The organism is Actinoallomurus acaciae, from assembly GCF_042429965.1.
In the GTDB taxonomy this organism is placed as follows: Bacteria; Actinomycetota; Actinomycetes; order Streptosporangiales; family Streptosporangiaceae; genus Actinoallomurus; species Actinoallomurus acaciae.
In genome coordinates this window covers 1-12,187 of the sequence record NZ_JBHLZP010000242.1, presented here as the reverse complement: position 1 = coordinate 12,187, position 12,187 = coordinate 1, and the positions used below count along the sequence as shown (strand labels likewise).

The 12,187-nt window shown below is 70.8% G+C and carries 12 protein-coding genes; 9 read left to right on the top strand and 3 right to left on the bottom strand.

What is annotated here, in order from left to right:
- Positions 1 to 159: 159 nt before the first annotated feature.
- Positions 160 to 708, bottom strand: a complete 549-nt coding sequence (locus tag ACFFNX_RS27895; RefSeq protein ID WP_378208484.1) for an OsmC family protein — start codon at positions 706 to 708, stop codon at positions 160 to 162.
- An 82-nt stretch (positions 709 to 790) separates the two neighbouring features.
- Here ACFFNX_RS27895 and metX point away from each other — a divergent pair, with 82 nt between their 5' ends.
- From metX to ACFFNX_RS27860, 7 genes are all read left to right on the top strand, one after another.
- On the top strand, positions 791 to 2,017 hold the full coding sequence (gene metX, locus ACFFNX_RS27890) for a homoserine O-acetyltransferase MetX (RefSeq protein WP_378208482.1): 1,227 nt from the start codon (positions 791 to 793) through the stop codon (positions 2,015 to 2,017).
- Between the two features lie 18 nt (positions 2,018 to 2,035).
- Positions 2,036 to 3,373, top strand: coding sequence for an O-acetylhomoserine aminocarboxypropyltransferase/cysteine synthase family protein (locus ACFFNX_RS27885; protein WP_378208480.1), 1,338 nt, complete (start codon positions 2,036 to 2,038; stop codon positions 3,371 to 3,373).
- Positions 3,370 to 3,852 (top strand): CoA-binding protein, encoded by a 483-nt coding sequence (locus tag ACFFNX_RS27880; protein ID WP_378208478.1) that lies wholly within the window; start codon positions 3,370 to 3,372, stop codon positions 3,850 to 3,852. The genes ACFFNX_RS27885 and ACFFNX_RS27880 overlap by 4 nt, the downstream gene beginning before the upstream one ends.
- A 60-nt stretch (positions 3,853 to 3,912) precedes the next feature.
- Complete coding sequence (locus tag ACFFNX_RS27875; RefSeq protein ID WP_378208476.1) at positions 3,913 to 4,038, top strand: hypothetical protein; 126 nt, start codon at positions 3,913 to 3,915, stop codon at positions 4,036 to 4,038.
- A 142-nt stretch (positions 4,039 to 4,180) separates the two neighbouring features.
- A complete protein-coding gene (locus tag ACFFNX_RS27870) occupies positions 4,181 to 5,146 on the top strand; it encodes a MetQ/NlpA family ABC transporter substrate-binding protein (protein WP_378208474.1) in 966 nt (321 codons plus the stop codon).
- A gap of 51 nt (positions 5,147 to 5,197) precedes the next feature.
- A complete protein-coding gene (locus tag ACFFNX_RS27865; RefSeq protein ID WP_378208472.1) occupies positions 5,198 to 6,274 on the top strand; it encodes a methionine ABC transporter ATP-binding protein in 1,077 nt (358 codons plus the stop codon).
- Between the two features lies 1 nt (position 6,275).
- A complete protein-coding gene (locus ACFFNX_RS27860; RefSeq protein WP_378208471.1) occupies positions 6,276 to 6,935 on the top strand; it encodes a methionine ABC transporter permease in 660 nt (219 codons plus the stop codon).
- Here ACFFNX_RS27860 and ACFFNX_RS27855 read toward each other — a convergent pair.
- Both ACFFNX_RS27855 and ACFFNX_RS27850 read right to left on the bottom strand, forming a co-directional pair.
- On the bottom strand, positions 6,874 to 7,884 hold the full coding sequence (locus tag ACFFNX_RS27855) for a GlxA family transcriptional regulator (RefSeq protein ID WP_378208470.1): 1,011 nt from the start codon (positions 7,882 to 7,884) through the stop codon (positions 6,874 to 6,876). The two genes, ACFFNX_RS27860 and ACFFNX_RS27855, sit on opposite strands and share 62 nt — an antisense overlap.
- On the bottom strand, positions 7,881 to 8,420 hold the full coding sequence (locus tag ACFFNX_RS27850; RefSeq protein WP_378208469.1) for a cysteine hydrolase family protein: 540 nt from the start codon (positions 8,418 to 8,420) through the stop codon (positions 7,881 to 7,883). The genes ACFFNX_RS27855 and ACFFNX_RS27850 overlap by 4 nt, the downstream gene beginning before the upstream one ends.
- Positions 8,421 to 8,763: 343 nt before the next feature.
- On the opposite strand from ACFFNX_RS27850, the gene ACFFNX_RS27845 reads away from it, so the two are divergent.
- Both ACFFNX_RS27845 and ACFFNX_RS27840 read left to right on the top strand, forming a co-directional pair.
- Positions 8,764 to 11,856, top strand: a complete 3,093-nt coding sequence (locus ACFFNX_RS27845) for a sugar transferase (RefSeq protein ID WP_378208467.1) — start codon at positions 8,764 to 8,766, stop codon at positions 11,854 to 11,856.
- A gap of 38 nt (positions 11,857 to 11,894) precedes the next feature.
- Positions 11,895 to 12,187, top strand: a 293-nt coding sequence (locus ACFFNX_RS27840) for a hypothetical protein (RefSeq protein ID WP_378208466.1), incomplete at its 3' end; no start/stop codon positions are given.

Genomic DNA, 12,187 nt, shown 5'->3' with positions numbered 1-12,187 from the left:
CCCCTGGGAGGGCGGGGAGTGTCTGGGAGGGCGGGGAGTGTCTGGGAGGGCGGGGAGTGTCTGGGAGGGCGGGGAGTGTCCGAGGACGGGGAGCGTCCCGGACCGCGGGGAGCGTCCGAGGGCGGGGAGTGTCCCGGCGGCGGGACTTCGGAACACGCCCTAGGCGACTTCGACGGTGACGTTCGTCGGGTTCGTGAGAGCGTCGAACACGGCGGAGCGCTTCTGGGACTGGGCCACCAGCGCTTCGATGTCCTGCTTCGACGCGTCCGCGTCGATGTCGAACGTCACCTTGACGTCGTTGAAGCCGTTGCGGACGTCGCCGTCGACGCCGAGGATCCCGCGGATGTCGTGCGCGCCCTCGACCGTCGCCTCGACCGAGCGCAGCTGGATGCCGCGGTTCTGCGCGACGGACGCCACACCCGCGGTCAGGCAGCTCGCCAGGCCGACGAGGAGGTACTCGATCGGCGTGATGCCGTTGTCCTCCGCCGCGAACACCTCGGGGTGATCGGCGTCGAAGACCGTTTCGGTCTTGTGGCTCTGTTCCTGCCCGAGACCGAAGAAGTTCTGGATCGTCGTCCTGCTGTGGACGCCGTTCTGCCACTTGGAGGATGCCCGCCAGGTGAACTGGGCGGCCTCGGGCGCGCCCTTCAGCGCCTCGCGCGCCTCGAGCAGTGCCTGCACGTTGACTCCGTTGACGACCGTGGTCATGTTGCGTGACGCCCTTCTCGCTCCGTGTATTCCTACCGGAATGCTTGACAATACACGGGCGAGAGCGGGCACCATAGCCCCCATGACCAAGCCAGTTCGGACACTCGCGGCCGGCTCGGTCGGAACGGTGGAAACGCAGTATCTGGACCTTCCGGAGCCGGTACGGCTCGACTGCGGGCGGGAGCTGCACCCGGTTCGGGTGGCGTACGAGACGTACGGCGTCCTCTCCCCCCGGCGCGACAACGTCATCCTGGTGTGCCACGCGCTGAGCGGCGACGCCCACGCGGCGGGCTTCGCGAAGGCGCCGCCCGAGGAGAGCACGCGCGACGGGTTCGGGGCCGAGGATCGCGACGGCGTGGCCGGCCGGGGTCTCGGCTGGTGGGACGGGATGATCGGCCCCGGCAAGGCGTTCGACACCGACCGCTTCTTCGTCGTCTCCACGAATCTGCTCGGGGGCTGCCGCGGGACGACGGGACCGTCGTCGGTCGACCCGGCGACCGGCAGGCCGTACGGCTCGGACTTCCCCGTGATCACCGTCGCGGACATGGTGCGGACCGAGCGCGCGTTCCTGGACGCGCTCGGCATCGAGCGGCTCGCGGCGGTGGCCGGAGGTTCGCTCGGCGGGATGCAGGCGCTCGAGTGGGCGATCCTGTTCCCGGACCAGGTCGATGCCGTCATCGCGATCGCCAGCACGCACGCCCTCCACCCGCAGGGCGTGGCCTGGAACGCGATCGCACGCGACGCGATCATGCGCGACCCCGCTTGGCAGGGCGGCCACTACCACGGCACCGGCCGCGCGCCCGACGCCGGCATGGGCCTGGCCCGGATGGTCGGCCACATCACCTACCTGTCCGCACCGGCGCTGAACGAGAAGTTCGGCCGGCGGCTGCAGTTCGCCGACGACATCCGCCACACGATCACCGAGCCGGAGTTCGAGGTCGAGAGCTACCTGCGCCACCAGGCCGACTCGTTCGTCAAGCGCTTCGACGCCAACACCTATCTGTACACCTCGCGCGCGCTGACCTACTTCGATCTCGCCCGGCAGCACGGCGGGGGTTCGCTCGAACGAGCGCTCGACGGCGTCTCGGCACGCACGCTCCTGATCGCCTTCAGCTCCGACTGGCTGTACCCGCCGGCCGCCTCCGGCGACCTGGAGAAGGCGCTGCGCGCCCTCGGCAGGCCGGTCGAGTTCCATGAGATCGAGGCGCCGTACGGCCACGACTGCTTCCTGCTGGAGGAGGCACGGCAGACGCCCATCATCCGCCGGTTTCTGGGCGAACACGGTCCGGCCGTAGGCGGAGCCGGATGACTCAAGGAAGATGACTTCGTGATTGACAACCCATCCCGGGCCGAAGAGGCTCGCGCGTTCGGATTCGAGACACGGCAACTGCACGCCGGGCAGCGGCCCGACCCGAACACGGGCGCGCGTGCGGTGCCGGTCTTCCAGACCACCAGCTACGTGTTCGAGGACCCCGAGTCCGCGGCGGCGTACTTCAACCTCCAGGAGTACGGGAACACCTACTCGCGCATCATGAACCCGACCGTCGCGGTGTTCGAGGAGCGCGTCGCGAACCTGGAGGGCGGCTCCGGCGCGGTCGCGTTCGCCAGCGGCATCGCCGCGCAGGCGGCCGCGCTCTTCACGCTGCTGGAGCCGGGCGACCACGTCGTCTCGTCCTCGGCGCTCTACGGCGGCACGGTGAACCAGCTCAAGCACCTGCTGCGCAAGATGAGCGTGGAGCTGACCTGGGTCGATCCCGATGATCCGGACGCCTGGCGAGGGGCGGTCCGCGCGAACACGAAGGCGTTCTTCGCCGAGACGATCGGCAACCCGGCGGGGAACGTGCTGGACCTGGAGACCGTGGCGGCCATCGCGCACGAGCACGAGCTGCCGCTGGTCGTCGACAACACGTTCGCGACGCCGTACCTGTGCCGCCCGATCGAGTGGGGCGCCGACATCGTGGTCCACTCGGCGACCAAGTTCATCGGCGGCCACGGCACGAGCATCGGCGGGGTCGTCGTGGAGGCGGGCACGTTCGACTGGTCCAACGGGCGGTTCCCCGTGGTCGCGGATCCGTCGCCCGCCTACCACGGCCTGCGGTTCCACGAGACGTTCGGGGCGTACGGCTATCTGATGAAACTCCGGGCCGAGACCCTGCGCGACCTCGGCGGGGCGCTCGCGCCGCTCAACGCCTTCCTGTTCCTGCAGGGGCTCGAGACGCTGTCGCTGCGAATGGAACGCCACGTCGAGAACGCGCGGGCGGTCGCGGCGTACCTCGAGTCGCACGAGCTCGCGTCGAACGTCACCTACCCGGGCCTGCCGGCGAGCAGGTACCGGCCACTCGTGGAGAAGTACCTGCCGCGCGGCGCCGGCGCGGTGTTCTCGTTCGACTGCGCCGGCGGCCGGACCGGCGGGCAGAACCTCATCGGCGGCCTGACGCTCTGGTCCCACCTGGCGAACGTCGGCGACGCGAAGAGCCTGGTGATCCATCCCGCCAGCACGACGCACCGGCAGCTGGGCGACGACGAGCTGCGGGCGGCCGGCGTCCGGCCGGGGACGGTGCGGCTGTCGGTCGGCACCGAGTCCGTCGAGGACCTGATCTGGGATCTGGAGCAGGGCTTCGCCCGCGTCGCCGCGGCGGCGGGAGAGAAGGCGGCGACGTCATGAGCGATCTCGTGCGGTACCAGGACCCGGCGAAGATCCAGCAGGTGCTCCACACCGCCAGGACGATCGCGGTCGTGGGCCTGTCGAACAACGAGCTGCGGGCCAGCTACTTCGTCGGCTACTACCTCAAGCGGCACGGCTACCGCGTGATCCCCGTGAACCCCCGGGAGACGGAGATCCTCGCGGAGAGGTCCTACGCGAGCCTGCTGGAGATCCCCGTGCCGGTGGACGTCGTGAACGTCTTCCGCGCGCCGGACGCACTGCCGGGGATCGCGCGGGAGGCCCTGGAGATCAACGCCGGCGCCCTGTGGTGCCAGTTCGGCGTGATCAACGAGGAGGGCGCGCGCATCGCCGAGGACGGCGGCCTCACAGTGATCATGGACCGCTGCCTCAAGATCGAGCACGCGCGCTATGTGGGCCGGATGCACTGGCTCGGCTTCAACACGCAACGCATCACGTCGGTTCGCACCGGGCTCCAGTGACTCCGCTTTGGCGCGATAACGACTTGCGACGGCATTACATACTTAAATAGCATGAAAACCATGCTTTCTGATTCGCCTCCGCCGACACCGGGGTCTCACCCGGTGCCGCCCATGCGTGAGGTGCTGCTGACCATCCGGCGCGTGGTCGACTACGCGCAGGTCGCGAGCAGCCTCTGTTGTCGATGAGAACGGCACGGCGTCGCCCCGGTGGCGGCGCCTCCTCTCTCGCGTGTCCGACCGACCGCGAATCCCCCTTCCCTCCCGACCGGCCGCTCGCGTGTGGCGGTGGCCGGCCGGTGGTCTCATCGATGAAATCCCGGAGGTTGTTGTGTCCGATTCGTCCTCACCCAGCGAACCGGCGGCCGAGCCCCGGCTGCCGGAACGCCGGTCCGGTGGCAGACGTCGCATCACGTGGATCGTCTCGGCCGCGGTCGTCGCCGTCATCGTCGTGGTCGCGATCGTCGTCGCCGTCACCGGCGGATCCGGAGGGTCCGGTGGTGCGAAGACGGTGCGCATCGGCGTCGCCGACGCGTCCGAGCCGTACTGGAAGACGTTCGCGGCGCTGGCGAAGAAACGGCTGAACATCACGGTGACCTACGTGAACTTCAACGACTACAGCCAGCCGAACCCCGCGTTGAAGGAGAAGCAGCTCGACCTCAACGAGTTCCAGCACATTCAGTACCTGGCGAACTACAACGTCACCGCGCACGACGACCTGCAGCCCATCGGTGCGACGGCGGTCTACCCGCTGCCGCTCTACTCGCTGAAGTACCACACGCCGGACGCGCTGCCGGACGGCGCCAAGGTCGCGATCCCGAACGACGCGATCAACGAGGCGCGCGGGCTGCTGGTGCTGCAGGCCGCCAAGCTGGTGACGCTGAAGAACAACGGCACGGCGTTCTCCAGCACCGCCGACATCACCTCGCACCGGGTCGACGTGGTGACCCTGGACGCGTCCCAGACCGCGCGGGCCGTACTGACCGGCTCGGCGGCGGCCGCCATCGTCAACAACGACTACGCGACGAAGGCGAAGCTGACGAAGGAGAACGCGATCTTCCAGGACGACCCGGCGAGCCCGATCGCCGCCCCGTACGTGAACATCTTCGTCTCCCGCGCCGCGGACAAGGACGATCCGACGTACCTGAAGCTGGCCGCGCTCTACCACGACCCGTCGGTGGAGAAGGGGGTCCAGGCGGCCAACGGAGGCACCGCGGTGTTCCGTGACGTGCCGGCGGCGACGTTGCAGCAGGAGCTGAAGACCGTCGAGGCGCAGGCCCAGGCGGCAAAGAAGTAGGAAGGGGACGGGTGGCCCGGGATCGTTCGGTTCCGGGCCACCGGTGCGATGATGTCCGTCACCACCAGCGACGCCGAGCCGTCCGGCCCGGCCACCGAGGCGTACGTGCGCCTCGAACACGTGACCAAGCACTTCCCGGCGAACGGCCGGCGCGGCGCGCCGCTGACCGCGCTGCGCGACGTGAGCCTCGAGGTCGCCCGCGGCGAGGTCTTCGGCGTCATCGGGCACTCCGGTGCCGGCAAGAGCACGCTGGTACGGCTGGTCAACGGGCTGGAGACGCCCTCGGAGGGGCGGGTCCACGTCGGGCCGCACGAGCTCACGGCCCTGTCCGAGCGCGAGCGCCGTGGCGTGCGGCGCGACATCGGCATGATCTTCCAGCAGTTCAACCTGTTCCGGTCACGCACCGTCGCGGGCAACGTCGCCTACCCGCTCAAGGTCGCCGGGGTCGCGTCGGCCGAGCGCGACCGCAGGGTGGCGCGGCTGCTCGACTTCGTGGGGCTGCTCGACCGCGCCCACGACCATCCGGAGCAACTGTCCGGTGGGCAGAAGCAGCGGGTGGGGATCGCCCGCGCCCTGGCGACCGAGCCCGCGCTGCTGCTCGTCGACGAGGCCACGAGCGCGCTCGACCCGGAGACGACGGGCGAGGTGCTCGCCCTGCTCCGGCGGGTCAACCGCGAGCTGGGCGTCACGATCGTCATCATCACCCACGAGCTGGACGTCATCCGCAGCATCGCGGACCGGGTGGCGGTGCTGGACGGCGGCGAGCTCGTCGAGTCCGGGAGCGTGTACGAGGTCTTCGCCCATCCGCGTACCGAGGCCGCCGCCCGTTTCGTCGGCACGACCCTGCGCGACCGGCCGTCGGCCGCGACGCTCGCGCGCCTGCGGCGCACGCATCCCGGCCGCCTCGTCACCGTCCGGGTGCGCGACCGTACGGGCTTCCAGACCGCGCTGGCCGCGACGTTCCTGCGCCACGAGGTCGCGGCGGAGATCGTCTTCGGTGGCATCAGCGAGCTGCAGGACCGGCCGGTCGGAAGCCTCACCTTCGAACTGACCGGCCCGCCGGACGCCGTGGACGCCTCTCTGGCGGCGCTGCGGGCCGACGGCGTCGAGCTGGCGGAAGAGGACTGAGATGCACGAGTTCGTCACCAACCTGTCGGTCTTCCGCCAGGCGATCGGGCAGACCTTCTACATCGTGCTCATCTCCGTGGTGGCCGGCGGTGTGCTCGGCCTGGCCATCGGGCTGGTCCTGTACGCGACCCGGCCGGGCAACCTGATGGCCAACCGGCCCGTGTACGTCGCCGTCAACATCCTCGTCAACGTCGTCCGGCCGATCCCGTTCGTCATCTTCCTCACCGCGATCCAGCCGCTGATGCTGCACACGATCGGCACCACGATCGGCACCGACGCGGTCACCTTCGCGCTGTCGCTGTCCGCGGCGTTCGCGGTCAGCCGCATCGTCGAGCAGAACCTGCTGACGGTGAGCCCCGGTGTGATCGAGGCGGCGCGCGCCGCCGGGGCCCGGCCGGTGAGCATCATCGTCACGGTGCTCATCCCGGAGGCGCTCGGACCGATCATCCTCGGTTACACGTTCATCTTCGTCGCGGTCGTCGACATGTCCGCGCAGGCCGGGCTGTTCGGCGGCGGCGGCCTCGGCGACTTCGCGATCACGTACGGGTCGCAGCGGTACAACTGGCCGATCGTCTACATCACCGTCGCCACGATCATCGTCATCGTCCAAGCGGGGCAGTTTCTCGGAAACTGGCTGGCCCGGCGCGCCCTCCGCCGCTGACAGGCGGTGCGTACGGCCGCGCCGCCTCGACGCGGTCACCCGATTCCCGGGCTCGGAGACGCCGTAGCATCCGGGCGTCCTCGAAACCCACCTCGCGGGCCGCGGCCTCCACCGTCATTCCGTGGTCGATCAGGTGCTGAGCGCGCTCCAGCCGTAGCGTCTGCTGGTAGCGCAGGGGGGTCAGTCCGCCCGTGGCGCGACTGAACAGCCGGGTCAGGGTGCGTTCGCTGACGCCGGCGCGAGCGGCCAGGTACGCCAGCGGCAGCGGCTCGGCGAGCCGGTCGTCGATGAGGTCCTGGGTGCGGTGAACGGTGTCATCCACGTGCGAACGGTGCCGCAGCATGGCGCTCGCCTGCGGCTCGTGGCCGTTGCGGCGAGTGTAGATGACCATGTTCCGCGCCACCTTGGCGGCGAACGCCGGGCCGTGCCGAGCCGCCAGCAGGTGCAGCGCCAGGTCGATGCCGCTGGCGATTCCCGCCGAGGTCATCACCCGGTCGTCGGTGGTGAACAACACGTCGCGCACCACCGTCGCCCGGGGGTACCGGGCCGCGAGCTCCTCCTGGTGCGCATGGTGGGTCGTGCATCGGCGCCCGTCCAGCAGACCCGCCTGGCCCAGGGCCTCCGCCCCCGCGCACACGCTGGCGACGGTGCCTCCGGCGGCGTGGTGAGCGCGCAGGCGCTCCGCCTCGGCCCGGCTCAGCGACGGCCCGCCCCGCAGCGTGGAGGCCCGCCAGCCCGGGACCACGACCAGGTCGTCGGCGCCCAGCTCGGGCCACTGGACGCTCGCGGTCAGCGGCAGGCCCTGGGCACTGCGAACCTGCTCCCGCTCGGCCACATAGCCGAGCCGGTAGGGCTGCCCGAAGCCCGCCGCCGTATCGAACACCTGGGCCGGACCCGCCAGATCGAGCAGGTGGACCCCGGACAACAGGACGAAGACGACATTCCTCACATCTTCGATTCTTCCAGCTCGGCCACCGTGGCGATCCGGGCGAACCGATCGCGCAGGACCGCCTCCGTACGCTCGATGATCTCGTCGGCGGTGAGCCCGCCGACCGGGTTGGTCGTGGTCGCGTCGGTGACGAACACGACCCGATACCCCAGGTCGCTGCCGACCCGGGCGGTGGTCTCCACGCACTGCTCGGTACGGATGCCGCACACCATCAGCTCGTGTACGCCCGCCTCGGTCAGCAACTGCTGGAGATTCGTGGTGGTGAAGGCGTTGTGAGAGGTCTTGCGCAGTACCGGCTCGCCGGACAACGGCCGCTCCAGCTCCTCCATCAGCCGCACGTGGCCTTGCTCCGGGTCGAACACGCCCTGGCTGCCGGGCTCGGTGTGCAGCACCCAGACCACCAGGTCGCCGCCCGCGCGGGCGAGACGGACCAGCCGGTTGACCGGGTCCGCGATCTTCGGATTTGCGATCTGCGCCCACTCCGCACGGGCACGAAAGGACTCTTGGACATCCACCACGACAAGGGCTCGGTTCATGCCCCCACTCTGCCGAGTCCGGATAGGAGACCGGGAGGCCCGATCCAGCCGCATACCGGAACGATCCGGTCAGCGCCCGCCACGTCCGGGCGGACGCCGTCAACGCTAAGGTGCGCAGCGGTCTGTCCGGAATGATCGCGGAGGTGACTGTGCGACGCCCACCGTCCACCGAAGAGCGGGCCGAGTGGCCTGGCGTCGCCGCGACCGTCGGTATCGGCGCTCCGCTCCGTGCCGGCTGATGCCGGGGTTCAGCGTCGCGCCCGAGATGTGGATAGGCGCAGGACGGGGGGTCGCCGACGCCTCCGCAGACCTGGCGAACGGCGTGGACAGGTTCTCTCGGGCGATGGCCGCACGGCCCTTCGGGAGGGATGATCTCGGGCGGAGCCTGTTCGAGGGCGACGGGCGGTCACCCGGGTTCGCGGGCATGCGGGACGACCTGCTGCACGACCTCGCCGCCACCGTGAACCTGCTGCGAGGGATGGGAGCCGGGCTGGTCGACGCCGGTGGCCGGTACATCGAGACGGACGGCGCGATCGTGGATGAGCTGGGGGTCCAGCGGCGCCCGCCGCCGCCGTCGCCCGGCAGGCCGGCTTTGCTCCGGGAGTACCGGCCGCCGACGGGCCCCGACGGCCTGCCGTCGACGGTGCCGGCGCCGGGAGTCGTCCGCGCGGCGAAGTGGTTCTTCGAGGCGGTGGGACTCGGCTACGCATGGCCGGACGGCGACCTCGGCGGTATGGAGACGCTGCGGGACACCGCGACGGCGATGGCGCTCGTGGTCGATCAGGTGACCGCGGACGTCGCCGCCCATGCCGGGCGGGTGACGGGCAGCGGATCCGGGATCGGCACGGACGCGTTCGGGTCGGCCGCGCGGGTCGTGCACGGCAAGGACGGGCTCCTGGAGGAGCTGAAGAGCCGATGTAACCGGCTCGCCGAGTACTGCCAGACATCCGCCGACGCGACCGTCAAGGCCCGGTGGCACTTCGTGGCCTCGGCGACGTTCGTGCTGGCGCTGATCGCGGCCGCGAGCCTCTTCGGCCCGCTGTCGGAGACGGTGCTGACGCCATTGATCCGGCTGGAGGGCCTGGCTCTGCGGGTCATCCTGCTGATGATCCGCGAGGCGGCGCTGGGGGCGGCGTTCACCGGCGGCCTAGACGTGATCGATCAGCTGTTCCGCACCGGCACGGTCGACCCGGCCGAGCTGGCCGGGGCGCTGTGGCAGGGAACGGTCGCCGGCGGCCTGATGGGGAGCACGCACGCGAGCCTGCCCGCGCTGCTGCGCCGGGCCCCCGCGCTGACCTCCCTGGTCGACGCCGTGGAGTCCCCGGGATGGAAGGGCATCGCGCCCCGTTTCGTCACCGGAGGGGCCGCGGCGACCGTCGCGACGGCGGCCGCCGGACAGGCGAGCGGCGGCGGCTGGGACTGGAGGCACGCGGCCGAGAACGGGTTCGGCATGGCCTTCGTCGGTGCGGGCGCCGAAGCGGTTCGCGGGACGTTCGGCCGGCACCGCGGATCCACGGAGATGGCGGCGGACTCGCCGGCGGACAAGATCGGGCCGTACTGGCTGAACAGCCCCGAGAAGCGACGGCAGGACATCAAGCTGGCCATGACGCTCGGTCCGGTCGCCGGCGTTCCGGTCGTGGCCGGAGCATCGTTGAAATTCTTCGAGGACCGGAAGACGCCCTTCTTCTCGCAGTGGAGGGTCGGCAAGGGCGGCGTGCCGTTCCGCATCCACAAGCTCCGCACCATGAGCAGTTCCACGAGCATGGACGCCAGCCTGGGTTCTGGTGACCCACGGGCCACCAAGATCGGCAAGCTGCTCCGCAAGTTCACCATCGACGAGCTGCCCCAGCTGGCGAACATCCTCAAGGGGGAGATGTCACTCGTAGGGCCGCGCCCTCTGCTGGCGGGCGACATCGAGACCATGGCCCGTGTCCTGGGCCCCGACCGGTTCCGGGAATGGTACGCGGCCTACACGGGCAGCCGTCCCGGCCTGATCAGCATGTTCGGCAACGAGAGCGTCCATCTCGCCCCGCAGACCGAGGCCTACCTGCGCCGCCGGGCCGAGCTGGACATCGAGTACTTCCACAACGCGAGCCCGGAACTCGACAGGAAGATCGTGCATGCGACGTTGAACGTCGGCCTGACGTTCGTCGGGCGCCGACCGGCCCCCTCCGACGCCGCTCCCCCGCCGGACGCGAGCGACCTGCCGGGGCACGGAGGCACGGCCGCACACGCGGACCCGCCCGATGGCGTACGGCGGAGTTCCATCCCGGGCGGTCGCGTCTTCGCCAGGTGCTCCGAGGCCGAGGGTGACCGGCCCACGGCGGCGTCTGCGGAGAACGTCCCGGGCGACGGCGCGAGAACGCCACACCACGGCGGCCTCCCCGACCGGCCCCCGCTGCCCGCCGACGTCAAGCAATGGTGGGACATGCTCACGCCGGACCGGCAGAGGACGTTGTCCCACGAACACCGCGCGGACATCGGCGCCCTCGACGGGATACCCATCGTGATCAGGGACCGGGCGAACCGCGCGGCCCTCGCCGAGCAGGAGACCCGTCTGGTCGAGGAGCGAGACCGCATCCTGGCCTCGGCGCGGCCGGGCGACGCCGGGCGCCTACGTGACCTGGAGGACAGATCGAACGGCATCCTTGCCGTACGGGAGCGGTTGGCGGCGCCGACGAGCGCCGAACATCCGCGGCCGTACCTCCTGGCGCTCGACACGGAGGGCACCGGACGGGTCGTCATCGCGTTCGGGAACCCCGACACCGCCGCGAACGTCGCGACCTACGTGCCGGGCGCGAAGGCGCGGCTCGGCAACGCCGAGGCACACATGCGCGTGGCCGACGCGATCGCGCGTTCCGCACGGCGAGCCGGTTCTCCGTCGACCGCGGTGGTCGCCTGGGTGGGGTACCCGGCTCCGCAGACGCTCGTCGGCGCGGCGAGCCGCCGGTTCGCAGACGCCGCGGCGCCTCATCTCCACCGGTTCCAGGACGGTCTGCGCGTCACCCACCAGGGGCCGCGTTCGCACAACACGGTGATCGGCTACAGCTACGGGAGCGTGGTCATCGGGCATGCCGCGCGGGACGGTGTCCTGAACGCCGACGACGTCGTGTTCACCGCCGGTCCGGGAGTCGGTGCCGCGCACGCCGACCGGCTTCGCCTAACCGCCGTTCCGCGACGGGACACGAGCTACTACGTCCACGCCACGATCGCCCGGTGGGACTTCATCCGAGCCCTCGGCCTCCACGGTCCGCAGCCGGCCGGCCGCCGTTTCGGGGCCACGACGTTCCGATCGGCTCCGGGCACGCGCGGGCCCTGGTACCTCGGCGGGTTGAGCCGGGAGGCGCACCGGGAGTACTGGACGAGCGACACCCCGACGCTGGCCCGGATCGGGGAGATCGTCTCCGGCCGGTCGCCGCACCGAGCGCGGCCATGAATACTATCGGTGTAGTACGCCTGCGGTAGTGTCGAGCGATGCGTACCCGAGCCGCCACCGACGTGCCGCCGAGCTACGCACCGGCTCTCGCCCGGGCGGGGAGGGTCGCGGTGGTGGTCGCGGCCGTTCTGCTGGTGGCGCTGTTCACGGCCGTCGTGGTCCGGCATGGCCGCCCGCTCCCATCCGACCTGTCCCTGCATCGCTGGAGCCTCGCCCATCGCCCCGACGCGGCGCGGACGACGGCCGTCGCCCTCACCGACACCGGTGTCGGCGCGGTGCTGCTCGCGCTCGCGCTGGCCGCCGGGGCGCTCACCGGGCGCGGTGCGCGTGG

Coding starts and splice junctions, on each gene's coding strand:
- ACFFNX_RS27875 (WP_378208476.1), top strand. CDS start 3,913: ATGCTTTCTGATTCGCCTCCGCCGACACCGGGGTCTCACCCGGTGCCG.
- ACFFNX_RS27880 (WP_378208478.1), top strand. CDS start 3,370: ATGAGCGATCTCGTGCGGTACCAGGACCCGGCGAAGATCCAGCAGGTG.
- ACFFNX_RS27850 (WP_378208469.1), bottom strand. CDS start 8,420: ATGAACCGAGCCCTTGTCGTGGTGGATGTCCAAGAGTCCTTTCGTGCC.
- ACFFNX_RS27845 (WP_378208467.1), top strand. CDS start 8,764: ATGGCCGCACGGCCCTTCGGGAGGGATGATCTCGGGCGGAGCCTGTTC.
- ACFFNX_RS27860 (WP_378208471.1), top strand. CDS start 6,276: ATGCACGAGTTCGTCACCAACCTGTCGGTCTTCCGCCAGGCGATCGGG.
- metX (WP_378208482.1), top strand. CDS start 791: ATGACCAAGCCAGTTCGGACACTCGCGGCCGGCTCGGTCGGAACGGTG.
- ACFFNX_RS27895 (WP_378208484.1), bottom strand. CDS start 708: ATGACCACGGTCGTCAACGGAGTCAACGTGCAGGCACTGCTCGAGGCG.
- ACFFNX_RS27865 (WP_378208472.1), top strand. CDS start 5,198: ATGTCCGTCACCACCAGCGACGCCGAGCCGTCCGGCCCGGCCACCGAG.